Annotated in this window: 17 protein-coding genes and 3 pseudogenes; 12 read left to right on the forward strand and 8 right to left on the reverse strand. The window is 58.9% G+C overall.

Annotated elements, in window-relative coordinates; all coding sequences use genetic code 11:
- The first annotated feature begins 12 nt into the window (after positions 1-12).
- Positions 13-816, forward strand: coding sequence for an SDR family NAD(P)-dependent oxidoreductase (locus tag DM806_RS01820; RefSeq protein WP_179041572.1), 804 nt, complete (start codon positions 13-15; stop codon positions 814-816).
- 197 nt (positions 817-1,013) lie between these two features.
- Here the strand turns inward: DM806_RS01820 and DM806_RS01825 are convergent, their stop codons facing one another.
- The 5 genes from DM806_RS01825 to DM806_RS01845 form a co-directional block, all read right to left on the reverse strand.
- Positions 1,014-2,651: an FAD-binding protein gene (locus tag DM806_RS01825; RefSeq protein WP_179041573.1), complete on the reverse strand. Its 1,638-nt coding sequence runs from the start codon at positions 2,649-2,651 to the stop codon at positions 1,014-1,016.
- Positions 2,652-2,735: 84 nt separating this feature from the next.
- On the reverse strand, positions 2,736-3,338 hold the full coding sequence (cofC, locus tag DM806_RS01830) for a 2-phospho-L-lactate guanylyltransferase (RefSeq protein ID WP_179041574.1): 603 nt from the start codon (positions 3,336-3,338) through the stop codon (positions 2,736-2,738).
- Complete coding sequence (cofD, locus tag DM806_RS01835) at positions 3,335-4,261, reverse strand: 2-phospho-L-lactate transferase (RefSeq protein ID WP_179041575.1); 927 nt, start codon at positions 4,259-4,261, stop codon at positions 3,335-3,337. The genes cofC and cofD overlap by 4 nt, the downstream gene beginning before the upstream one ends.
- Entirely contained in the window at positions 4,258-5,049 is a 792-nt protein-coding gene (gene cofE, locus DM806_RS01840; RefSeq protein ID WP_179041576.1) for a coenzyme F420-0:L-glutamate ligase, read from the reverse strand. The genes cofD and cofE overlap by 4 nt, the downstream gene beginning before the upstream one ends.
- 6 nt (positions 5,050-5,055) lie before the next feature.
- A complete protein-coding gene (locus DM806_RS01845; protein ID WP_218647299.1) occupies positions 5,056-7,209 on the reverse strand; it encodes a PQQ-dependent dehydrogenase, methanol/ethanol family in 2,154 nt (717 codons plus the stop codon).
- Positions 7,210-7,532: 323 nt separating this feature from the next.
- Here DM806_RS01845 and DM806_RS01850 point away from each other — a divergent pair, with 323 nt between their 5' ends.
- From DM806_RS01850 to DM806_RS01900, 11 genes and pseudogenes are all read left to right on the forward strand, one after another.
- Positions 7,533-9,002 carry an aldehyde dehydrogenase gene (locus DM806_RS01850; RefSeq protein ID WP_179041577.1) on the forward strand — a complete coding sequence of 490 codons (1,470 nt, stop codon included), beginning with the start codon at positions 7,533-7,535 and terminating at the stop codon, positions 9,000-9,002.
- 35 nt (positions 9,003-9,037) lie between these two features.
- Positions 9,038-9,400 carry an EthD domain-containing protein gene (locus DM806_RS01855; RefSeq protein ID WP_179041578.1) on the forward strand — a complete coding sequence of 121 codons (363 nt, stop codon included), beginning with the start codon at positions 9,038-9,040 and terminating at the stop codon, positions 9,398-9,400.
- 120 nt (positions 9,401-9,520) lie between these two features.
- The gene (locus tag DM806_RS01860; protein ID WP_179041579.1) at positions 9,521-10,135 is read left to right on the forward strand and encodes an NADPH-dependent FMN reductase; all 615 of its coding nucleotides are present in this window, start codon (positions 9,521-9,523) and stop codon (positions 10,133-10,135) included.
- A gap of 58 nt (positions 10,136-10,193) precedes the next feature.
- Positions 10,194-10,967, forward strand: a pseudogene (locus tag DM806_RS01865) (IS5 family transposase).
- A 311-nt stretch (positions 10,968-11,278) separates the two neighbouring features.
- The gene (locus tag DM806_RS01870) at positions 11,279-12,274 is read left to right on the forward strand and encodes a VOC family protein (protein ID WP_179041580.1); all 996 of its coding nucleotides are present in this window, start codon (positions 11,279-11,281) and stop codon (positions 12,272-12,274) included.
- 56 nt (positions 12,275-12,330) lie between these two features.
- Positions 12,331-13,485, forward strand: a complete 1,155-nt coding sequence (locus tag DM806_RS01875) for an amidohydrolase family protein (protein WP_179041581.1) — start codon at positions 12,331-12,333, stop codon at positions 13,483-13,485.
- Positions 13,486-13,538: 53 nt separating this feature from the next.
- Complete coding sequence (dld, locus tag DM806_RS01880; protein WP_179041588.1) at positions 13,539-15,266, forward strand: D-lactate dehydrogenase; 1,728 nt, start codon at positions 13,539-13,541, stop codon at positions 15,264-15,266.
- A gap of 10 nt (positions 15,267-15,276) precedes the next feature.
- A complete protein-coding gene (locus DM806_RS01885; RefSeq protein ID WP_179041582.1) occupies positions 15,277-16,416 on the forward strand; it encodes an epoxide hydrolase family protein in 1,140 nt (379 codons plus the stop codon).
- A 48-nt stretch (positions 16,417-16,464) separates the two neighbouring features.
- Entirely contained in the window at positions 16,465-18,633 is a 2,169-nt protein-coding gene (locus DM806_RS01890) for a TonB-dependent receptor (RefSeq protein WP_179041583.1), read from the forward strand.
- A gap of 79 nt (positions 18,634-18,712) precedes the next feature.
- The gene (locus DM806_RS01895; RefSeq protein ID WP_179041584.1) at positions 18,713-19,270 is read left to right on the forward strand and encodes a gluconate 2-dehydrogenase subunit 3 family protein; all 558 of its coding nucleotides are present in this window, start codon (positions 18,713-18,715) and stop codon (positions 19,268-19,270) included.
- Positions 19,260-20,831, forward strand: a complete 1,572-nt coding sequence (locus tag DM806_RS01900; RefSeq protein ID WP_179041585.1) for a GMC family oxidoreductase — start codon at positions 19,260-19,262, stop codon at positions 20,829-20,831. Before DM806_RS01895 ends, DM806_RS01900 begins: the two co-directional genes overlap by 11 nt.
- A 412-nt stretch (positions 20,832-21,243) precedes the next feature.
- Here the strand turns inward: DM806_RS01900 and DM806_RS01905 are convergent.
- From DM806_RS01905 to DM806_RS01915, 3 genes and pseudogenes are all read right to left on the reverse strand, one after another.
- A pseudogene (locus DM806_RS01905) lies at positions 21,244-22,021 on the reverse strand (IS66 family transposase); the annotation flags it as partial.
- A gap of 42 nt (positions 22,022-22,063) precedes the next feature.
- Positions 22,064-22,399: pseudogene (locus tag DM806_RS01910) on the reverse strand (IS3 family transposase); the annotation flags it as partial.
- A 42-nt stretch (positions 22,400-22,441) separates the two neighbouring features.
- On the reverse strand, positions 22,442-23,474 hold a 1,033-nt coding region (locus tag DM806_RS01915), incomplete at its 5' end, for an IS256 family transposase (protein ID WP_179041586.1).

Consider the following 23,474-nt stretch of genomic DNA (forward strand, 5'->3'; position numbering starts at 1 on the left):
GAATGACGAGCCGTGGAGCGACTGAAAGACAAGATTGCCCTCATAACCGGGGCCGGAAGTGGTGTAGGCCGCGCCTGTATGAACCTCTTCTCCGAAAATGGCGCAACCGTCATCGGGGTTGGCCGCACCAGATCTTCTCTTGAGGAGACCATGGCGCCGATCCGAGCGCGGGGGCGGCCAGGCATGATCATCGCGGCGGATCTGGTTACCGACGATGGAGCAGATCGGGCCGTCGCGGAAGCAATCGCCCGGTTCGGCCGCATCGACATTCTCATTCACGCCGCCGGCGTGGGCTATAGTTGGGAACAGACAAGTCCCGGATCGATGCGGGCGATCGACCAAACCACTCCGGACAAATGGCGGGAGGTCATCGGCATAAATCTTGATGCGGCCTATCTGATCGCGCGCGCGGTTATCCCCCACATGCGCGACGCGGGCGGCGGCGCAATAGTCATGATCGGCAGCAATGGAGCGCTGCGTGGCATGACCGACTGCCATAGCTACGGCGCGGCCAAGGCGGCGCTGATCAGCCTCGTCCAGTCCATGGCGGTTACCTATGCCAAGGATAAAATTCGCACCAACTGCCTGGCTCCCGGCGCGATCGACACGCCCATGATTGCCGAGGTCATCGATCATTTTCGTGATAGCGAGGTCGCGAAGGGGCTGTGCCCCCTCGCCCGGGCCGCCGCGCCCGAAGAAATCGCCTATGGCTGTCTGTATCTCGCGTCGGACGAGGCGGCTTATTGCACTGGTAGCACATTGGTGATCGACGGAGGCGTGAACGCACAGTTCGCGCTTCCCCAACTGGCGGGATAGGGTTCGGCGGGAATGTGATGACTTGGGTTGGCAGGCGCCAGAGCGAAATCCGGGCCGGCCTTCACCTTCCGGTCCCGATCGGCGACCGCGCATCCTACATGCCCGAGTGCGCCATACAGGGAAAGCTGAAGGCGCAGATCGGCTCAGTCCAGCCCCCGGCCTGCCCGTCGCAAAGGCCGGAGCTGTGGCAGAGGAGATCAACTGGTGCTGGCCGCATGCCGGCCGGCGCGCCGGCCGGAAAAAACGCAATCGCCAATCGACAGACCGCTTACATATTGGTTCGAGCACAGGCCAAAGGCAGTCCTGCCCGCTGCATAGAGTCCCTGAACCGGTTCGTCTCCCTGCCCGAGGACCTGCCCGCTATCCTCGTCCACCAGGAGGCCCCCAATTGTGAACAGCTGGCTAAAGGCGAATATGTTGGCGATCGAGAAATTGACCGCATAAAAGGAAGCACCCTCGATGGGGACGCGATTTTCCGGGAGCTTCCCGAAGGCATCGCCCGCTCCCATCGTTTGATTGTAGCGCGCGACGCTGTTTTCGAGCGCGGCGGGATCCAAACCGATCTTGCCGCCCAACGCTCCAATCGAGCGCGCGCGGCGGGTGCGCCCGAAGAGCAGGTTGAGAAGCGCGGCGCCGCCGAAATAGCGAAATGTCGCCCAGCCGCTCAAAAGGCATTGGCGCACGGCCGCGTGCAGATCGCGCGCATTGAGGATGAGCCATGCCGCGCCCTCGGGCTGCGCCAGGATCGCCGCCCCCAGAATAGAATTATAGGCGTCTTCGCTGCAGAAACGCTCGCCCGAACGATTGACCATTATCCCGCGCAGATAAGGAGCGGGCGGCGCCATCACTCTTCCCAGATAAACGCGGTCCATCCCTCTCGTCCGTCCGCCCGCCGACAAGCCCAGACGATGCCCCGATCCATTGCATCCAAGGGACGCCATTCGCATCGTCGCTCTTATGTTGGATGCTATGAACGGGACATTCTCCTTCAGCATATCCAGATTATGGGAGAACCCGCCAGTCGCCAGCACGACCCCCTTTCGAGCCCGAATACGAATTGCGTGGGCATGGTCCTGCTCCAGTCTGGCGGTCTCGCGGGAAGATCGCGCAGCAGGGCCTGCGTTGAACGGCGTCATGGGATCAACCTTGGCAAAGAGCTTTTGATGAAGCCGCCGCCGGTTCTGATCCAGCGACCGGGCCTCGATCCCGATGACACGGCCGGCTGCATCCATGACGAGGCGGGTGACCGGACTATGTTCAAGGATCTTGATGCCCGCCCGTTCGACTGCCTCGCGCAGCCTGTCGTAGAAGACGTAACCGGAGAATCCTGTGCCCACGGTGCGATGCCCGCGCGCGGCGGGCTTCGCCACCGAGGCGAACGCCGGCGACTTCTCATTTCCAGAATATTGCAGGAAATATCCCTCCGGTGGATAGACCGTCTTTTCTTTGTAGAAGCTGCTATCGAACGGAACGCCTTGTTTCATGAGCCATTCGAGTTCGGCGCGACTGCCCTCACAATAGCGGCGCAAAAGGTCGGGGGATACTGCATCACCCACCTCCAGCCGAAGATATCTGGCCATCTCCTCAGGCGTATCCTCTACGCCCGCTTCGCGCTGAATCCGCGTGCCGCCGCCGGCATAGATCACGCCTCCGCTAAATCGCGTCGCGCCTCCACCGGCGAAGCGATCGAGTATCATTACCTTAGCGCCATTCTCGTGCGCTTCGAGGGCGGCGCACGCCCCGGCCCCGCCAAATCCCACGATTGCGACATCCGTTTCCGCGTCCCAGTTCGCCTCATTCGCGTTCTCCACGATGATCGGCGGCAGGATCGGCAAATCCCGGGTCTGCAAGTCAGCCATACCTTCTCTCCTCAACAAGCCTTATGGTGCCTTCCCCCCACTCACTTTCCCGTGCCAAGCTCAATATCCGAGGAATTCCACGGGCATGAGGGGGGTGTCGTTCGGCAGATCAATGTCAGTCGCGAGACCTCGCCGATAGAAGACAGATGCAGACAGGCCCGCCTTGCGGGCGGCCGTCAGGTGCGCGCCCAGGCTGGACGCCCCGTAAAGATACGGGATGGCCAAAGGCGGGCGAACAAGCAGGGCGTTCGTGCCCTTGCGATGACGGTCCGGTGCTATGACCACATCCGCTTCGCGGGACACCTGCAGCATGACGTCGAGATCATTCTTGTCGAGGAGTGGCAGATCACAGCTCAGGGACAAGACCGCGCTCGCGCCGCGATCCCGGCCGAACGCCGCGGCCTGGGTAAGGGCGAGGTTAAGATCGCTTCCATCCTCCTGCAGGGAAATGGCGCCGCGACGCTCGGCCTCATCGCGAACAGCCAGCGAACGGCTCACGACGATGCATCGCGATGCATCGACCAGCTGACAGGCGATATCGAGACAGTTCCGGAAGAATCTCCAGTTCAGCGTCTTGCGGTAGTCCGCATCAAAGATGCCCGAAAGGCGCGTCTTGCCCTCCTCGGGCGGACGTACCGGGAGGAGGATATGGCAGGGACTCACCGCAGGCTCGAAGCGAAAGCCAGGCTTTCTCGCGCCAGCCGCTGCTGATCGGCGTCCGAGGCCATGAGTGTATTGCAGGACCACACCGCAACACCCTCGGCGGTCAGGCCACGGCTTTCTTCGCTATGGACCAGGATTCCGTCGAGCAGCCCATCATAATATTCGATCACTCCCTCGGTCGTCGTCGCACGACCAAGCTCGATCATGATCTTTGCTGCCGGACCTTTTACAGCCCGCCCGTCAATGAACGGAGAAACGGCGACGACGGGCGCGGATGACGCCATCAGTCTCTCGCGAACACCGCCCACTGCCAATATGGGCGTGATGCTGAGGACAGGGTTTGAGGGACAAATGATGACGGCCTGAAGATCGGGATTTTCCAGACCGTCCAACAGCGCCGGCGAAGGTTTTGCGCATTCCACACCCTCCAGGCGTATCGAGAGAAATCGAGGCTCGGCGGGATGGCGGACAAAATAGTCCTGAAACGCCAGGACACCTTGGTCAGTCTCTATCATCGAGCGAACCGGATCATCGCTCATGGGCACTATCCGGTGATTAATGCCTAACCTTCCGGCAATAAAACTCGTCACCGCCGATAGAGGGGCGTCGCGCAGCATCATCGTTCGCATCAAATGCGTTGCGACATCCTGGTCTCCAAGACGGAACCAGGTGTCGCCGCCCAATCGCTCAATCGCTCCCATGAGCGACCAGCTTTCGTTTGCGATGCCCCAGCCCTGGTCGAGGTTGTTGATGCCTGCCAGAGTGTAGCAGACCGTATCAAGGTCAGGTGAAATGCTAAGCCCAAGATGTTCAGAGTCATCGCCCGTATTAACAACGATGGTGAGCTGGTCGTCGGGCAGGACGGCGACCAGTCCATTGGCGAGACGAGCCCCCCCGACGCCGCCAGCAAGTGCGAGAATCATTGGAAGAGATCCATGTCGAGCGGTCGGATCAGATCCGACGCGGCGCCATCATGCTTGTCGTAGGCAAGTCCACGCACGATCACCACGGGTCGGCCCTCCCCTGACTGTCCCATGAGCAGCGAGGCAGCCGCCGCAACCTCGTCTGCAAATCCAAGTTCACTGGTCTCAAGCCTGCGGCCATAGAGATCCTCACGCCCCCTCAAATCGAGCAGGCCCGGCATGCCCGCCACTCCTATGGCTGTGCCTGTCGTCCCCTGACGCCAAGCCCGGCCCAGACTATCGATGATGACGACCGCCACTCTGACACCGCTTAGGACCATGAGCGCATCGCGCAATCGCCGGGCGCTGGCGTCCGGGTCGCGCGGAAGAAGGAGCGCCGCCGCTTGCCCGCGATGATCGATATTGGACTTATCGATACCGGCATTGGCCAGAACGAAGCCAAGTCGGTGTCGAACGATGAGAACCCCTTTCTTTGCCCGCAACACCTCGGACGATTCCTGGAGCACGAGTTCGACAAGCCGCGGGTCCTTCGCCACGCGGTTCGCAAGAGCGGTCGCTTCGGCCGAAGGGGAGACGCTATCGAGAACAACGAGGCGACCCTCTGCTTTCGAGACGATTTTCTGGGCCAGGACAACCACGTCTCCCTCCAGCAGCGCACCCCCGGAGGATTCGAGAGACGTGACGATGAGAGATGCAAGATCGTCATCGGAATGCACGAGTGGAAACCGGGTGAGTGCTGTCACGACCAGTCCGGCCTCGTTACGCGTATTGTCGCTGGTCAACGCCATCCCGACCTACCTCGCCTGCGGATCGACGGGCGATGGTCGTACACCGGCCTTTCGAGCGGCTGCGGCAACAGAACGGATATATTGTCGCAAATCCTCGAGCTCCCGCTCCGTGAGCTCCTGAAATCTGGGCATGCCGACAGACGCAAGCGCGCCGGCATGGACGATCTTGGAGAAGGCCTCGGAGGAGGGCGGCACTGCGGATCGCCGCAGGTCCGGCGCGGTTCCGGTCGTCATCAGCGCTCCGCCGTGACAGACAACACAGTGATTATAGACTTTGAGTCCTCGCGCCGCGCTCTGCGGGTTCTCCCGATAGTCCGGGTCCTCCGCAAATCCGGTTTCGACCGCTTGCGCTTCCGGCAGGCGCGCCGTCTCTCCCAGGGCAAATGTCAAAACCCTGCGGCTTTGCTGACGATAGTCGAAAGTGCGGTCACCGGAGATAGCGCTGTTCATGACGCCCATGGATGCGCCCATACCCGTGATCACGGTGACATATTGCCGCCCTCCGACCCGATAGGAAATGGGTGGCGCGAGCACGGGAGACTTGGCGTCGAAGGACCAAAGCTCCTTTCCCGTGCGCGCATCAAAGGCATGAAACTTGCCGTCGGTCTGTCCCTGGAAGACGAGATTGCCGCCTGTCGAAAGCACCCCGCCGCCATAGAGGCCTGACGTATGTATCCGCCAAACAGGTTTGCGGGAAGCGGGATCCCAAGCAAGCAACGTGCTTGATCCCCGCGCTCCCGGAATGGCGTCCATGTTCATGCCGCCGCTTATCTGATTTCCCGCCTTCCAGCTGAAAGGTGCAACCTGACTATAGCGCATGCCATATTCGATCACGGGGATGTAGACATATCCGGTCTGCGGGCTGAGGGAGGATGGGAGCCAGCTATGTGCGCCCAGCGATGAGGGCCACATGTCGAAACGCGCATTGCCCGGGACACGGGCGGCGGGGTTCTCGACCGGCCTTCCACTGTGCGGATCGATGTGAGACGCCCATGTGATCTTGGCCGCATAGCGGTCGGCCGAAAGCAGTTCCCCCGTGGCGCGATCAAGAACGTAGAGAAAGCCGTTCTTAGGCGCCTGCACGAGAACCTTGCGGCGGACAGAACCGATCTTCATATCGGCCAACTGCATGTCCTGGCTGGCGTTATAGTCCCAATTTTCGGCCGGATTTACCTGATAATGCCATTTATAGCGGCCCGTATCGGCATCGAGGGCCACGATCGAGCATAGAAAGAGATTGTCCCCCTTGCCCTCGCTTCTCGCTTTATAATTCCAGGGCGCGCCATTGCCCGTGCCCAGGAAAACACTATTCGTTTCAGAGTCGTAAGTCATGGCGTTCCAGACGGTGCCCCCGCCGCCATTCTTCCACCATTGCCCCGACCAGGTTTTCGCGCTCATCGCCTGGGCCTCGTCTTCAAAACCCTTTGCCGGATCACCCGGTACGGTGAAGAAACGCCAGAGTTGCCGCCCTGTCTCGGCATCATAGGCGGTGACATATCCTCTCGTTCTCGCCGCGTCGGCGCCGCCATGTCCGATGATCACCTTGCCGTCCAGAACGCGAGGCGCGCCGGAGATAAAGCGGTCGTCTCCCGGCTCCGTCGTCTGGCTGCTCCAAAGCGCTTTGCCTGTTGCCGCGTCGATGGCTATCAACCGGCCATCCTGGGTGCCGACATAGATTTTTCCGTTCCACCAGGCGAGGCCGCGCGATCCCCAGCCTTGGCGAAGCCGTTCCCCGGCCTTCGCGGCCGCTTCGGGATCGAAGGTCCACAACAGCTTTCCGCTCACGGCGTCAAACGCGCGCACGACGCTATAGCCCGTCGATGTGAACAGCTTGCCATCGACCTCGATCGGGTTGCTCAAGGGATTGCCGGGCGGAAGATCATAATACCACGCCAGTCCCAGCTGCTTGACGGTCCCCGCGTTGATCTGATCGAGGGGACTATAATGTTGCTCGCCATAAGTTCTGCCATAAGCGGGCCAGTCATCCCCTTCCCGACCATCAAGCAGCTTGAGACGCGCGGATTGCGCTGCGGCGGAGAGAGGGCGCTCGACGGCGAAGTCGGCTTTTCCCGCCTCGCGAAAACCCAAGCCGATTATCGAGGCGCCAGCCGAAATCGCCAGAAACGCGGCCAGGCAGATTATACGCGTGCGAGCTCCCAAAACCCTCTCCCTCCATCACGCCATATATATGAACTACTATTCAATAATCCTGGACTTCTTGATTTTCCAGCGGAAAGGCAAGGCGCATGTTTCGTGAGCTGCATTGTCAGATACTACTTCTTTTCGTGATCTCGGCCGATTTCGGCTCTTCGGATGCCCAATTCTGGACTACGGGACGATCTGGAATAATTCTGATTGATGATTCGTAATTGACTCCAAATCCGGATCACGATCCTGTAGAGGCGGCGCATCAGGTCCGGCTGCGGAGGGCGATCGCAGCCTTGCAAGAGACCATCCACAGTGCGGGGAGGAAGTGACAGACGATGACGTCCATACTCAACCATGGAGATCGCTTCTTTATCGACGGAGAATGGAAGACGCCGACTACCACCGACCGGTTCGACGTCGTCAATCCGGCGACCGAGAAGCTCTTTCTTCAAGTTCCCGCCGCACATGCAACGGACATGGAATATGCCGTGAACGCCGCGCGCAGGGCATTTGATGAAGGTCCATGGCCGCTGCTCTCACATGCGGATCGCGCCGCCTATCTCCGGGCGATGGCGGACGAGATCGAACGCCGAACGGCCGATCTGTCACTCATCTGGACGAGTGAAATGGGCATATTGCACTCCGCCAGCAAAGCCGCGACGCCAGTGGCCGCCAGCATTTTTTGCGATTATGCGGCGCTGGCCGAGACGTTCCCGTTCGAGGAGAGAAAAGAAACCCGGACGGGGGGAGCCGTGGGATTGCTGACACGCGAGCCCGTGGGGGTCGTGGCGGCGATTATTCCGTGGAACGGTCCGCTGCTCCTTGCCGCCTACAAGATCGCGCCCGCTCTGCTCGCCGGATGCACAATCGTCCTCAAGGCAGCGCCCGAGGCGCCCGGCGCAGCCTATCTGCTGGCCGAAATCGCCCAGACCATCGGCCTGCCCCGCGGCGTTCTGAATGTTCTGACCGCGGATCGCGAGGTGTCGGAATCGCTGGTCCGCCACGCGTCCATCGACAAGGTCACCTTCACCGGGTCGAGCGGTGCGGGCAAGAAAATCGCCTCGATCTGTGGAGAGAGGGTCGCAAGGTGCACGCTCGAACTGGGGGGCAAGTCGGCTGCCATCGTGCTTGACGACTATGATATCGGGGACGCGGCGAAAAAGATCGCTTCGGCCACTACCTACATGACCGGCCAGGTATGCGCCGCGCTGACGCGGATCATTGTACCAGGGAATCGTCACGAGACGTTCGTCGAGGCCCTCGCCGCCGAGTTCGGTAAAATTCGTGTAGGCGATCCATTCGCGGACGAAAGCGAAATGGGGCCGCTGGCGATGGCGCGGCAACGCGCCCGGGTCGAGGCTTATATCGAGGAAGGTCGGAGGCAAGGCGGCGTCATAGCGGCAGGGGGCGGCAGACCCGCTCATTTGGATCTAGGTTATTACTTCGAGCCCACGGTCTTTGCCCGCGTCACCAATAACATGACGATCGCGCGGGAGGAGATTTTCGGGCCCGTGGTTTGCGTCATACAAGCGAACGACGAGGACGACGCGGTGCGTATCGCCAATGCATCCGATTTCGGCCTCAACGGGTCCGTCTTCACGAATGATGTCGAGCGCGCCTACGGTATTTCCCGGCGACTGCGTACCGGCACCGTCGGCCAAAACGACTTCCGCAGCGACTTCTCGATCGGCTTTGGGGGCTTCAAGCAATCAGGCATCGGTAGAGAGGGCGGTCGCGATGGCCTTCTCCCATTCCTCGAGTCTAAAACCATCATCCTGGATGCTGAACCTACCCACTTGCGCTGAAGGTTGGTGAGAGACCGAACAATGGGAGAATGTCGATGGTAAAGGTGATCGCGTTGCTGAAAAAGCGCGAGGGGATGAGCGTGGGGGATTTTATAGCCTACTACGAAAATTTCCATTATCCGCTGGGGATGCGCCTGTTTCCGGAAATGAAGCGGCATATACGCAACTACTGCACGGGCGAAGCAGGCCGCGCGACCGGCGCCCTTGGGGCGGTAGACTGCATCACCGAAGTCTATTTCGACACAGTCGAGGATCGGGACACCATGTTTCGCCGTATGGCGGAAGATCCCGAACTCGAACGCGAATTGTCCGCCGACGAAGAGCGGCTGTTCGATCGCTCCGCCATCCGCGTGCTCTTTGTGGAGGAAAGCGAGGTCGAGCTTCCCACAATAAAGTGACTTGTGGTTCATAATCTATTTGAGTGTTGGAAAGGCAAAGGTTATATCCACGTGACATTCTCGGATTTCGTCTCATTGCGTGGTGCGAATCCTGGTTCATTTGATTCATAGTGAGGTGATATGCCATTTGAGACCGGCTCAGAACTGGGTGCGCAGGCGCCTCTCATTGTTGGGCTGGGCGGCACCCTGCGGCCACAGTCTTCCACCGAGCGTGTCATTCGCCTGGTGCTCGATAATGCGAGCAGCCTTGGAGCCAGGACACTGCAGTTCACGGGGGGCGAGCTAAACCTGCCACATTATGCTCCGGAAACAACTGAGAGGACCAACGAGGCCTCTCAACTCATCGAAGCTCTTCGCGATGCCGACGCGGTGGTGATCGGCTCGCCGGGCTACCATGGCGGCATTTCCGGGCTAGTGAAGAACGCTCTCGACTACACCGAGGACCTGTCCCGTGATGCACGAGTGTATTTAGACATGATGCCGGTGGGCTGCATTGCCACGGGCGCTGGCTGGCAAGGCGCCAACGGAACATTGGTCGCGCTGCGTGCTGTCACGCACTCTCTCAGAGGATGGCCGACGCCCATGGGAATCGCGGTGAACACCGCCGAGCCCGTTTTTGATGCCGACGGGAAATGCTTGAACGCGGGTCTGACATCCCAGGCAAAGATCATGGCGGAACAAATTCTCCGCTTTCTGCGCCGCGCGCGCGCAGAGGACTGGGGCGCGAACTCATAAATCCTATTGAGCTGTCGACTTCATCGTGATCCTTGGGACATTCGGAAGCGCAGGGCTTATGGCGCGGCGGCGATACGAGTTGACGGATAAGGAATGGGTCATCATTGAGCCGCTGCTGCCCAACAAGCTGCGCGGTGTGCCCCGGGTGGATGATCGGCGGGTTTTGAACGGCATCCTGTGGCGTTTCCGTTCCGGTGCGCCGTGGGCCGAGATTCCAGAGCGGTACGGTCCCTCGACGACCTGCTACAACCGCTTCGTCCGTTGGCGGAAGGCCGGTGTGTGGGACCGTCTGTTGGCGGCGGTTTCCACTGGCTTCAACGGGGAACTTCTGATGATCGATTCCGCCTGCATGCGCGTCCGCCTGCACGGTGCGGCGGGGAAAAAGGGGAGCCTGGAGATCATGGCATGGGACGTTCCCGACGCGGCGTTACAACAGAGCTCCACGCTCTTGTCGATGCTGATAGACGTACCGTCAGCTTGCGACTGACGGGAGGACAGGTCCACGATGCGTGCGAAGCCGAAGCCTTAATTGAGGCTGCTCCCGACGATGCCAACCGGCTGGGCCAAGGGTTATGACAGCACCGCAATGCCCAAGGCTGCGGCCGCCAGGAACATCTGGGTCAACAATCCCAATCAATAGAACCGTAAACAGCGCTTCGGGTTCTCCTCCTGGCTTTATTGCCAGCGTAGTCTCGTCGAGCGCTTTTTCAATCAGATCAAGCAATTCCGTACCATCGTCACCCGACAGAATAAGGATGCGGCCAACTATCTGGCGGCGATCAAGGTCGTCTGCATAGCCTCTCGTGCAATGCGTAATGAGACGGCGCCCTAGTCTTGACGCAAGCGGTTGCCCCGGACTGGGCACCGCGAACCTTAGATCGCCGAGCGACGATTCACGGTTATGAACGAAGGTTCATGAAGGTGCCGTACTAGGTATGAACGATCTGTTGAGCAACCAGCCGCGATCTCGACCAAAGAGGGGTTCATAACAATACACTTCCGTTTCAACGACTTAATTCCCATGTCTGGCGCGATGCGGGCAAATCTGGAAGTGGCGTAATCTGCAGGTTTTCATTTGTTGCGACGGTTTGGCCACTAAACTACACTGGGTGCCAGTTCACTAATAATACAGAGTGGAGCAGGATGAGCGAGCCAGCGAGCCGTGGCGATCTGCCGATTATTAATACGCTGTATCACCCAACTTTTTTGACGGAAAGCAGGGAAGAAGTAGCGAAATTTTTCGAGCGCGTGTTCGGCGTGAAAAGCACGTTCCAGCGGACATATACGAGTTCGCCGGCACTTAAATATGACGAGGCCTATCCCCTCGACTATTCGCTCTACACCTGGATCGCCGATCTCTGGTTCGACGCGATCGATCCACGTTTGTACAATTTTCATATGAGCGATCCGACCCGCTCTCTTAATAGGTTAAGCGAGCTGGCCTGGCTTATGCGCGATCCCGCCGCGGCGCTGGCAGCCTGTCTCAAGGCTGGAATTAGGGTTTATAGCCAAGCGGGCGAGGAGGTGCGCGAGGTGTCCCAGGCGACATCGGAGGCGATGCCGGGCATTCACTGGCTCGTTACAGAGCCCGCAGACGCGGGGATGACCATGCTCCTCCTGATGATGGACCAGCCGCTCGGCGACGTTTTCGGCGAAGCGTTCGAGGATCCGAGATTGATTCAACATTATACGCCGCCAGAATATGAAAGCGCGGGTCCTCTCACGGTCGTTCGCACGGCGCACCACACGATTCTGACTGACGATTTGGAGAGAGCGCGCCGGTTCGTGAGGGCGATGGGTGGATCGGAGTTCAAACAGACGCATAATGCGGCGCTTAATACGGATAGTACATGGTTCGATCTGAACGGCGTTGTGCTCGAATATACCGTGCCGCTGGACGATTCCTCTCAAGCCATGGCCGAGTTCCGCCGCAAGCCATTTGGGCTGAGCGGCTTGGAGCAGAAGGACGTCTACCATAGTGTGACATTTGAGGTCGCGGACCTAGCCGCTGCAAGAAATCATCTGGCGCAGTGCGGGGTCGGGCTGGAGGCGGATACGGAACATTTGGTTCTGACCGATCCTCAGGACTGTCTGGGAATGCGATGGGGCTTCACAGACCAACCGAACAGAGCCGCCTGACAATCACAACATGATGCGCTGATACTGCCTCGAATCATTGGGCAAGGAGAAATAAAATGGGTGTCGAACTACTTCCCACGCCAAACCTTTTTGAAAACCTCGCGCCGCCTCTTGAGCGCAAGCCGCAACCAGCGGGCAATATCAAGCTGCCGGCCGGGAGCGTCGTGGTGTCTTCAGACAACCATTGGTCTGTGGCCGACGATATTTTCTACGAGCGCTTTCCCGAACATCTGAAGGATCGTGCGCCGCGCGTTCGCCAAGAGCCCAATGGCGCCTTCGTGTTTGAGGTCGATAACAAGAGCCTGTTCAACAACAGCGGTACCACGGTCTTGGGCACCTATGACTCGCTACCGGGAAATCACCGGCTCGAGCCGCGGCTGCGGGATCTGGATATTGAAGGTGTCGAAAAGGAGATAGTCTTCACCAACGCCGTTGGCGTATTCTACGCCTATCCCGATCTTGAGGTGCGTGAATGGGCCTTCAAGATCTATAATGAGTATCTAGGTGAGCTTCAGGATAAGGCGCCGGGCCGCTTCTACGGCGTAGGTCTGATAAATTTCTGGGAACCCACTAAGACAGCAGAGTCGATCGCCCAGCTCAAGGCGCTCGGGATCAAGACCCTTCTGCTGCCTCAGAACCCTTACGGCGCGGACCGCCAGCCCCTCAGCTACTGCAGCCCGGATTGGGAACCGATGTGGCAAGCCATCGAAGATAGCGGTCTTCCCGTCTACTATCATGTAGGCGAATTCGCAGCAGATGGACCGGGCGGCGTGGGATTGACGATGTTCGTCAGTTTCGGTCCGTTCCGCAAAAGTCTCGGCGAGCTCATTTTTGGAGGGATTTTCGATCGCCATCCTAAGCTGCGCGTCATCTTTGCCGAAGCCGATATCAACTGGATCCCAGGCGCGCTGCAGAGCGCAGACATGATCTACGACACCTTCCGCAACGAACTCGACCCCGCGATCAAACATCGCCCGAGCCACTATTGGCATGAGAATTGTTACGCCACATTTATGTCAGATCCAATCGGGCTTCAGATGCTTGACAAAATTGGTGCTGATCGCGTGATGTGGGCAATGGACTATCCTCATCCGGAAAGCGTCTATGGTTGCGGCTGGGCCTCGCTAAAGGAGGTCATGGACAATGTTCCCTCCGAGGACGACGTCCGCAAAATCGTCGGCGGCACAGCGTTAAAGCTGTTCGGCCTCTAACATGCTACCCGCAACGAGGAGGGGGCGCAATGCCCCTTCCCTATGACAGTTCTATGCTAGACCGACGTTCCACATTTGGTCGCCCCGACAGCTCGCCTGCCGGCGAGCTTATCGGAGAATTGCGCTCGATCGTAGGGCGGCGCGCCGTGCTCACGGGCGCTGGCGCCGCACGGCGCTTCACGACCGGGTTCCGCGGAACTCATTGTGATGTACTTGCGGTCATCATTCCCGGATCGCTCGTGCAGTTGTGGCGGTCGGTGCGCGCGTGCGTCGCGGCCCGCCGCATCGTCATCATGCAGGCCGCCAATACAAGCCTCACAGGCGGCGCCACGCCCACGGGCGCTTATGATCGGGAAGTCATCCTGATCAATATGATGCGCCTCAAGGGCGTGCGGCTGATGCGCGGGGGCGCTCAGGCGATTGCGCTGCCCGGCACCACTTTATACGAGCTTGAATCAGCTCTCGATAAGGTAGGCCGCGAGCCGCATTCCGTGATCGGGTCCTCCTGTCTCGGCGCGTCGGTGATCGGCGGCATATGCAACAATTCAGGCGGGGCGCTGGTGCAGCGCGGCCCCGCCTACACCGAACTTTCCTTGTATGGGCAGGTTGGCGCCGATGGCGTCCTGAGGCTGGTGAACCATCTTGGCGTTGCTTTGCCCGATGACCCGGAAGCTGCGCTCTCGATGGTCGAGGCCGGTGACATTCGCGACAGCATGACCGAAGGCATGGATGCCGCTGCCTCCGACCGGGATTATGCGCACCAGGTGCGCCTCGTCGACGCCCCAACCCCGGCTCGATTTAACGCCAATCCCGAGCGCCTGTTCGAAGCGTCGGGCAGCGCCGGCAAGATGGTTGTTTTCGCGGTTCGGGTGGATAGTTTCGCGAAACCAAAACGGACTTCGGTTTTCTACATCGGGACGAACGCAACGTCGGAACTAACACGGATCCGGCGGCACATCCTTTCCAGTTTCACGACGTTGCCGATCGCAGGCGAATATCTCCATCGCGAGGCCTTCGACTTGGCCGCGCGCTACGGCAAAGACACGTTCCTGGCGATCAAATATCTTGGGACGAAGCGGCTGCCCCATCTCTTTGCCTTAAAGGCTATGGTCGATCGCATCGCCAGATGCTTACCATTTGTTTCATCCCGTGCTGCGGATCATTTACTTCAGGCGGTCGGGCGCGCCTTCCCTGAACATCTGCCGCGCCGGATCCGCCATTTTCGCGATCGTTTCGAGCATCATCTCCTCCTCAAGGTCGGAGACGAAGCAATCGAAGAAACGAGCGAGTATCTTCAGCGCGCCTTTCCGGACGGCAAAGCCGACTATTTTGAATGCACGTCTGAGGAGGCGGAGGCGGCATTCCTGCACCGGTTCGCGGTCGCAGGCGCCGCCGTCAGACTCCACGCGCTAGACGCAAACGCGATCGAAGATGTCGTCGCACTCGATATCGCCCTTCGGCGCAATGATCATGACTGGTTTGAACAACTTCCCGAGGCGGTCACCGCGAGCCTTTCGCACAAGCTCTATTACGGGCATTTCTTCTGCCACGTCTTCCACCAGGATTATGTGATCCGCAAAGGCCATCCCGCTGCTCCGGTCAAGGAGGCGCTGCTAGCGTTGCTTGAACAGCGCGGCGCGGAATATCCCGCCGAACACAATGTTGGGCATATTTACGAGGCTAAAGCCGCGCTCAAGGCGCATTACCGCAATCTCGACCCCTGCAACCATTTCAACCCGGGCATCGGACAGACCGAACGTGCCTTAAACGTACACCATTGAGAAGCATTTGATGTTAGATATCAGCCCATTCCCCATTTCGATTTCTGAGGCCGCGCTCCAAACTCTCAAGGTCAGGCTTAAGGATGTCCGGTGGCCCGATGCGGAGACCGTCCCGGATTGGTCGCAAGGCGTACCGTTGGGTCAGATGAAATCGCTCGTCGAATATTGGCGCGATCATTATGACTGGCGCCGGTGCGAGGCGATGTTGAACGATTGGGGCCTGCTGGAAACACGGATTGACGGGATCGACATCCGTTTCCTCCATATACGCTCTCCCCATCCCGAGGCGATGCCCCTGCTGCTGACGCATGGTTGGCCAGGATCGATAATCGAGTTCCACAAGGTCATCGGTCCGCTCACCGAGCCCGAGCGCTTCGGGGGCGACAAGCGTGATGCTTTCCATCTCGTCATCCCCTGCCTCCCGGGCTACGGCTTCTCCGGCAAGCCGGTAACGCCAGGCTGGCAGTGCGAAAGGATCGCGTCCGCTTGGAATGAGTTGATGGATCGCCTGGGCTATGGGCATTATGTCGCACAGGGCGGCGACTGGGGCTCCATCGTTACGGTTGCGCTCGCGCGTATGGCGCCGGCCAGTCTACGTGCCGTTCATCTCAATCAGGTGCTCGTCATACCGTTCGATACCTCTGTCACGCCGGAGGACGAGGATCACAAAGCAGCTCTGGAGGCTCTTGTACGTTTCACATCGGCAGAATCGGGCTATGCCGCGATCCAGTCGACGCGGCCGCAGACGCTCGGTTATGGGCTGGCGGATTCCCCGGTGGGACAGGCCGCCTGGATATATGAGAAAATGCGTGCCTGGTCCGACTGTGCCGGCGATCCGCTCTCTGTCTTCAGCTATGATGAGTTGCTCGACAATATCATGCTCTATTGGCTGACGAACAGCGGTGCGTCGTCGGCGCGCCTTTACTGGGAAACCTCGGCCGCGGCCTACGGCCCGTCGAAAATCGAAATCCCCATCGGCTGCAGCATTTTTCCGAAGGAAAATCTGTTGGCGACGAGACGCCTTGCGGAAAAATATTACTCCAATATCATTCACTGGAATGAATTACCCAGAGGCGGGCATTTTCCCGCTTTTGAACAGCCGGATCTATTCACCCAAGAAATAAGATCGTGCTTCTCGAGCGTAAGATAATATTCGAGCAACTATTCAACCATTAATGTGAGTACGGGGAGGATTGAAATGAAACACCTTAAATACACGATCTCGCTATTGGCTTTTACGGTGTCGGGCGCCGCGTTGGCGCAGGATCAAACGGACGCAAACCAGGACAATGTCGGCCTTCAGGACATCGTTGTTACGGCACAGCGTCGTTCCGAAAGTCTGAAGGACGTTCCGATCAGCGTTACCGCACTTTCGCAATCCGATCTCGAGCGCCAAGGCGTGACCGAAGTGCAGAATCTTCAGTTCACTACAACCGCAGTTACCTTCCCCAGCGACAACGGTGCTGCAACGCCCTATATCCGCGGCGTCGGCACGGGCTTTTCCGGTCAGGGATTGGAGGGCAGCGTCGCTCTCTATATAGACGATCAATATATCCAGTCGCAGCTCGGCGCCACCTCCCAGCTTTTGGATCTCCAGCAGATCCAAATTCTCAAAGGGCCACAGGGCACTCTCTACGGGCGCAACGCGACGGGCGGAGCTCTCGTGATCACTACAGCTAATCCCAAGTTGGCTAGCTTCGAGGGCTATCTGAAAGGAGGCATCGGCAATCTGGGAAGTCGAACGGTTGACGGCGTGGTCAATCTTCCACTCGGGACCACCTTCGCCTTGCGCATTGCCGGGGGCTACGAATGGCGCGGCGATTATATCAAAAATGTCGTTGACGGGAAAAAGCACGGCGGCTTTGAGCGGGGCCTCATTCGCGTAAAGGCGCTATGGCAACCCACGGAAGAATTCTCGGTCGTTGCCAAGGGCGAGTATGGCAAGAGCAATGGGCAGCTGCTTCGCCAGCAGGTGTATGACGCAACCGGTGCGCCATCGGGCCTTGGCTTCTATGAGACCAAGCAAAGCCCGGTGGCTCCGGGTGAGCTCGACGCCAAGGTCTACACGGCGAACCTCCAGCTCAAATATGAAACGGACACGTTCCAGGTAAGCAACGTGTTCGGCTTTCGGCAGGTAGAGCGTCAGACCTGCGCCGATCAGGACAATGAATATCCTGTATTCGTTCAGTTCTGTAATCAAGACCCTAGCAAGCGCACATTCTACGATGCGACATTCACAAACGAACTGCGCGCATCGACCACCTTTGATGGCCCAATCAATTTCGCCGCCGGCCTGTTCTACGAACATCAGGATGCTCAATATATCGGCGCAATTTCCGGCTTGGCGTTTGGACCGCTCATGCCGGTGTTCGATAACCACAATTCGCTAAATTCCTACGCGGCCTATGGGGAAGCCTATTGGAAGTTCGCTCCGGGCTTCACCCTAACCGTAGGCGGCCGCTACAGCATAGACAAGAAATTCCATAGCGTGGATAGTAATGCGGATGTGGCCCTAATCGCACCCGGAGCGCCGCTGTCATTCGAACATCGCGCCAAGTTCAAAAACTTCACGCCGCGCGTCGTGCTCGCTTACGAAAATGACGTTGCCAACTATTATGTGAGCTACAACAAGGGCTTCAAGAGCGGCGGATTCAATGCGCCAACCTTCGGACTCCAGCCCGCACTTAAGCCCGAAAAGATCGAGTCCTTCGAGGCCGGCGCCAAGTTTAGTCTGATCGACCGGCGTCTTCGCCTGAACCTTGCGGCGTTCCATTATAACTGGAAGGATGTTCAGGTGGCCTTCGTTGACACTGCCACGGGCGGTCTCTTCCAGCAGAATGCCGCCGGGGTTAAAGTGTGGGGCTTGGAGGCCGACGCCCAGTTCGCCCTTACGCGCGCCTTCTCCATCAACGTTGGGGCAAATTATCTGCATTCGCGCTATTCCTCCTATCCGAGCGCGGCTGCCTACACGGTGGTCGGCGGGTCTTGGATCACGACCACTCAGGATCTCAAGGACTTCCCGACCACCAACTCACCTGATTTCACCGCCAATGGCGGCGCGACCTATGACGTTGACCTGCCGGGCGACTGGTCGGCCTCGATCACTGCGACTGCCCGTTACACAACCAAATATTATTTCCAGCCCGGCGGCGGCGGTCCGCTGCGTTATGACATGCAGAAGGCGTTCACGACGGCCAACCTCACAGGCACCATCACCCCTCCCGGCGAGCGGTTCGAGCTGGGTTGGTATGTCAACAATCTGTTCGACAAGAAATATAACGAGGCGATCTTGACCCAGGTAACGGGTACTTACCGAATCGCTGCTCTGCCGCGCACCTACGGCGCAACGTTGAAGGTGATCTTCTGATGCCGTTGCGGGCGCGGGCATCATGCTTGCGCCCGTTTTTATGTGAAATCATGACCCATCTCACCCAAGGACGAAGAGCATGCGGACAATCGACAGAATCGACGTTGTAAGTCGCCGCAGTTTCATTGGCGTGGCCGCGCTGGTCGCCGGAGCGCCCACCATCGTCGGCGCACCGGCATTCGCGGCGACGACGACGCTGACGATTGTCGCATCAGCAACGCTCACGCGCATGGCGCGCGATCTCTACCCGCACGACCGGCTTTCTGACGAATTTTACAGTAACGCGATCGCGAGCATCGCAGAGCAGTTGAGCCAGGACGCGGCGACCGCACAATTGCTCACCGAAGGAGCAGCCATGCTCGATTCTGAGGCGGTCAGACGCTCAAAGTTTCCCTATGCCAAACTGACCCTCGACGCCGATCGATTGGCGGTCCTGAATGCCATTTCGAGCAGCACCTTCTTTTCTAAAATGCGCGCCGGCCTTATCACCGCGCTTTATAACCAGTCCGATCTATGGTCTCGGTTCGGATATGAAGGCTCATCCGCCGAGAAGGGTGGGTATCTTCATCGCGGCTTCAACGATCTCGAGTGGCTCCCCAACGAAGCGCCCAGCGCAGGAGATACCCATGCCAGCTAAGTTTGACCTCAATGATGGCAGCGTCGTCGTCGTCATAGGATCTGGCGCAGGGGGTGGAACACTATCCAACGAACTCGCTCAGAAAGGCATCGGCGTCGTCTGCCTTGAGGCAGGATCTCGGTACGAGATCTCCGATTTCATCAATGACGAGTGGGAGAGCTTCGGTCAGCTTGCCTGGACTGATCGCCGTACTACGTCGGGCACGTGGCGTGTCGCCAAGGACTTTCCAGAATTACCGGCGTGGATCGTCAAAGCCGTCGGCGGGACGACGACCCACTGGGCAGGCGCCTCGCTTCGCTTCCAGGAACATGAATGGAAGGCCTCGACACATTATGGCGCCGTAAAGGACGCCAATTTGTTGGACTGGCCGATCGACCATGCTGAAATGGAACCCTGGTACGCCAAGGCGGAATTCAAAATGGGCACCACAGGTACCAATGGCATTCCCCGGTTACCCGGAAACAACAATTTCAAAGTGCTTCATGCAGGTGCGACCAAGATCGGCTACCGCGAGGTGCATACCGGCAATATGTCGATCAACAGCCAGCCGCGTGATGGGCGTGGCAGTTGCCAGCAGATCGGCTTCTGTTTCCAAGGATGCAAATCCGGAGCAAAATGGTCGACCCTCTACACCGAAATTCCCAAGGGAGAGGCTACTGGAAAGCTTGAGGTTCGCCCTGACAGTCAGGTCATTCGGATCGAACATGACGCCTCCGGAAAAGTGACTGGCGTCGTCTATGCCGATAAGGAGGGCGTTCTTCACCGGCAAAAGGCTCGGGTCGTTGCACTGGCTGGAAATTCGATCGAAAGCCCCCGTCTGCTGCTCAATTCAGAGAGCAATCTCTTCAAGGATGGCCTGGCAAATAATTCAGGTCATGTCGGTCGCCACTACATGCGGCATACGACGGGCTCGGTATATGGCGTCTTCGAGGAACCAGTTCATTTCTATCGAGGGACGGTCATGGCCGGCATCGTGCGCGATGAAGCCCGTCACGACGTGAAGCGCGGCTTCGTGGGCGGCTATGAGCTGGAAACCATTTCGCTGGGCCTCCCCTTCATCGCTGCTTTTCTTGATCCGGGCGCTTGGGGGCGCGATTTCACGAGCGTGATCGATCAATATGACCATCTCGCCGGCATGTGGATCGTGGGAGAGGACATGCCTCGCGCATCTAACCGCGTAACCTTGAACAATGCGGTGAAGGACCGGTTCGGGATGCCGGTCGCCAATGTCCATTATGACGATCATCCAAATGACGTGGCGATGCGCGATCATGCCTATCGTCAAGGACAGGCGATCTATGAAGCGGTCGGCGCTCGCAAGACGATCAAAACACCACCTTACCCGTCGACGCACAATCTTGGGACAAACCGCATGAGCGACAAACCAGCGGACGGCGTAGTCAATCGGTGGGGTCAGTCACACGATGTAAAGAACCTGTTCGTCAGTGATGGAAGCCAGTTCACAACGAGCGCAGCGGAAAATCCGACCTTAACAATCGTTGCTTTGGCCATCCGCCAAGCCGATTACATCGCTGGTATGCTGGCACGGCGGGAAATTTGAGAAATGGACCTCGCATGGCAACGCAGCCTCCGGGGTCCAGCAACTCAAAAGCAATAATCGGGGAACGTCTGTCTTCTCAGAACATAGCAAATCGGTTCGCCTTGCGAGCCGCGTAGCGTCCCGCTGACCGGCTTTGCGCCTTCTCCGAGTGGGAGTACTCAAGAGGATCGCAGATGTTGCAAGGAAGGGCAGATCATCCGTGCGCATCCGGTGAGGACCGCGGAAAGATCCGTCCCAAACCGTCGAGGTGCCGCGCTCGTCGACGACCTCATGAGAACAACCCCGCTCGTTGTCAAGCCGGACGATGTTGATCGTCAGCGGTACGCCTGCCTGGTCGATAGAGCGGCAGAGGGAGAATTCGATCATTTCGGATTGGGGGCAAATTCCATGCGGTGATGCTATGAGACCACGGCTACAGCTTCAACGCTGTTGGTTTCCAATTCCACGGGAGTAAATCGCCAAGCCGATTGGGCGGATGACCGACGATACGGGCGAGGGCGTCGGCGAGCCAGGCCTAGGGACCGACGTCGTTGCTCCCATCGGCGAGGAAATGCGTGAGCGCGTCCCACCGCCGGAGTAAATAGTTGATGGGGTTAGCGAAATCATGGTTGCGCGACAGCTCTGCAAGCTGGGCCTTCAGCCAATCGTGCAACTCGGCCGTCAAAGGCGCGCATAGCTCCTGTCGGACCGCACCGCGGCCTTGCTGTTGATGCCTCGCTCAATGTCAAACAGGACGTCAAGCTTCTGCACTGCCTCCAGCGGTATCGGATAGATGGGACCGGCTCACTCGCCACGGCTCTTCTTGCGCGCAGCACCCTCAACGTAGGCAAATTCAATGATCTTTCCGCAGGCATGAGCGTAGCACCCCCCTTTCGGGATGAGACCTGCCGACGATTGGGAGCGCAGAGCTGGAAATAGCCAGTAATACGCATCTACCTGCAGACTCTCGGACCAGGACGCGAGATGCGTCTGGGGATGTTTGCCGCGCCGCCAGCACGATAATAGAATACCACCCGCGGCGGATCGGTGCCGCCAAATGGACGGTCATCCCGCACGTAATCCCATAATCGACCGGTATCGGTCTCGCACTTTACCATGACCGGCATGGTGGTGTCGTCGCCACGCACGCGCTCGGCGGCGAAGACATGGGCCTCGATCAGCCGGAAGATGGGCATCAAGGCGAAGGAAGCCACACTGGACTTGTAACGGTTTTGCGCCGGTCACCTATCTCATTATGCCACCTTGGCTTCGAACGCGAGTGGGCTGATGCCGCCCAGGTATGAATGGCGGCGACGGGAATTGTAGAAGCCGTTGATGTACTGGAAGATGGCGGCTTCAGCTTGCCGGCGGGTTGGCCAATTCTGCCGCCAGATGAGTTCGGCCTTCAGGGATTTGAAGAATGTCTCGACGGAGGCATTGTCGTAACAATTTCCCTTGCCGCTCATAGATGGACGCAGGCCATAGGCCTGCAGCTTTTTCTGATAATCATAAGAGCAATATTGGCTGCCGCGATCGGAGTGGAAAATGCAGCCTTCAGGCGGCTGACGCAGCCGCACCGCCATATCCAACGGGACTGTCAGGAATTTCGTGTGCGGCGAGGCGGTTGACCATCAGGCCGTCATGGCCCTGATGAAGCGTTCGCCGAAGAGAACGGCAAATTGAGCCTTCGCCATGTTCCACTCGCGCGGCGGCATTTTCCACTCTTTTTCCGATCGGTTCAAGATCAGATAGAGCAGCTTGGTGGCCGCCTCATCATTGGGGAAATGGCCCCGCGCACGAACAGCGCGACGAAGCTTGGAGTTCAAGGCCTCGATGGCATTGGTGGTGTAGACGATCCGCCTGACTTCGTCGGGGAAGGCGAAAAATGGGATGACCTCGGGCCATGCCCGACGCCAGCTCTGGCCGATGGCAGGATAGCGCTGCCCCCAGAAGCTCGCTTCGAAGGCCGTTAGCGCTTCCTCGGCGGCCGCGGCATCGACAGCACGGTAGATGGCCTTCAGGGCCGTTCCGAGCGCCTTACGGTCTTTCCACGCCACGAAATCCATCGAGTTCCGCAGCAGATGGACGATGCATGTTTGAACCATCGCTTCGGGGAAGACGGCGGTGATGGCGTCGGGAAAACCCTTCAGGCCATCGACGACGGCCAGCATGATATCCTCGACACCGCGGTTGCGCAGTTCGTTCATGACGCGCAGCCAGAATTTGGCGCCTTCATTCTGCTCCAGCCACAAGCCAAGGACCACCTTGGTGCCGTCGGCCATGACGCCCAGGGCAATATGGATCGCCTTGTTGCGGACCATGCCTTCGTCGCGGATCTTGACCCGGATCGCATCGAAGAAAACCAGCGGATAGGCTGGGTCCAGCGGCCGTTGCTGCCAGGCCGTGACCTCCTCCAGCACAGCGTCCGTGATCGTGCTGATCAGGTCGGGTGAGGCATCGATGCCGTACAGTTCGCGCAGATGCCCGGTGATCTCACGGGTACTCATGCCGCGCGCGTACATCGAGATGATCTTGTCATCAAAACCGGGGAAACGGCGCTGATATTTTGCGATAAGCTGCGGATCAAAACTGCCGGCCCGATCACGCGGCACCTCGATCTCGATCCGTCCCCCGTCGGTCGTCACTGTCTTGCGGCCATAGCCG

Source organism: Sphingobium lactosutens, from assembly GCF_013393185.1.
GTDB classification, from domain to species: Bacteria; Pseudomonadota; Alphaproteobacteria; order Sphingomonadales; family Sphingomonadaceae; genus Sphingobium; species Sphingobium lactosutens_A.

Coding starts and splice junctions, on each gene's coding strand:
- cofD (WP_179041575.1), bottom strand. CDS start 4,261: ATGATTCTCGCACTTGCTGGCGGCGTCGGGGGGGCTCGTCTCGCCAAT.
- cofE (WP_179041576.1), bottom strand. CDS start 5,049: ATGGCGTTGACCAGCGACAATACGCGTAACGAGGCCGGACTGGTCGTG.
- DM806_RS01850 (WP_179041577.1), top strand. CDS start 7,533: ATGACGTCCATACTCAACCATGGAGATCGCTTCTTTATCGACGGAGAA.
- DM806_RS01855 (WP_179041578.1), top strand. CDS start 9,038: ATGGTAAAGGTGATCGCGTTGCTGAAAAAGCGCGAGGGGATGAGCGTG.
- DM806_RS01860 (WP_179041579.1), top strand. CDS start 9,521: ATGCCATTTGAGACCGGCTCAGAACTGGGTGCGCAGGCGCCTCTCATT.
- DM806_RS01870 (WP_179041580.1), top strand. CDS start 11,279: ATGAGCGAGCCAGCGAGCCGTGGCGATCTGCCGATTATTAATACGCTG.
- DM806_RS01875 (WP_179041581.1), top strand. CDS start 12,331: ATGGGTGTCGAACTACTTCCCACGCCAAACCTTTTTGAAAACCTCGCG.
- dld (WP_179041588.1), top strand. CDS start 13,539: ATGCTAGACCGACGTTCCACATTTGGTCGCCCCGACAGCTCGCCTGCC.
- DM806_RS01885 (WP_179041582.1), top strand. CDS start 15,277: ATGTTAGATATCAGCCCATTCCCCATTTCGATTTCTGAGGCCGCGCTC.
- DM806_RS01890 (WP_179041583.1), top strand. CDS start 16,465: ATGAAACACCTTAAATACACGATCTCGCTATTGGCTTTTACGGTGTCG.
- DM806_RS01895 (WP_179041584.1), top strand. CDS start 18,713: ATGCGGACAATCGACAGAATCGACGTTGTAAGTCGCCGCAGTTTCATT.
- DM806_RS01900 (WP_179041585.1), top strand. CDS start 19,260: ATGCCAGCTAAGTTTGACCTCAATGATGGCAGCGTCGTCGTCGTCATA.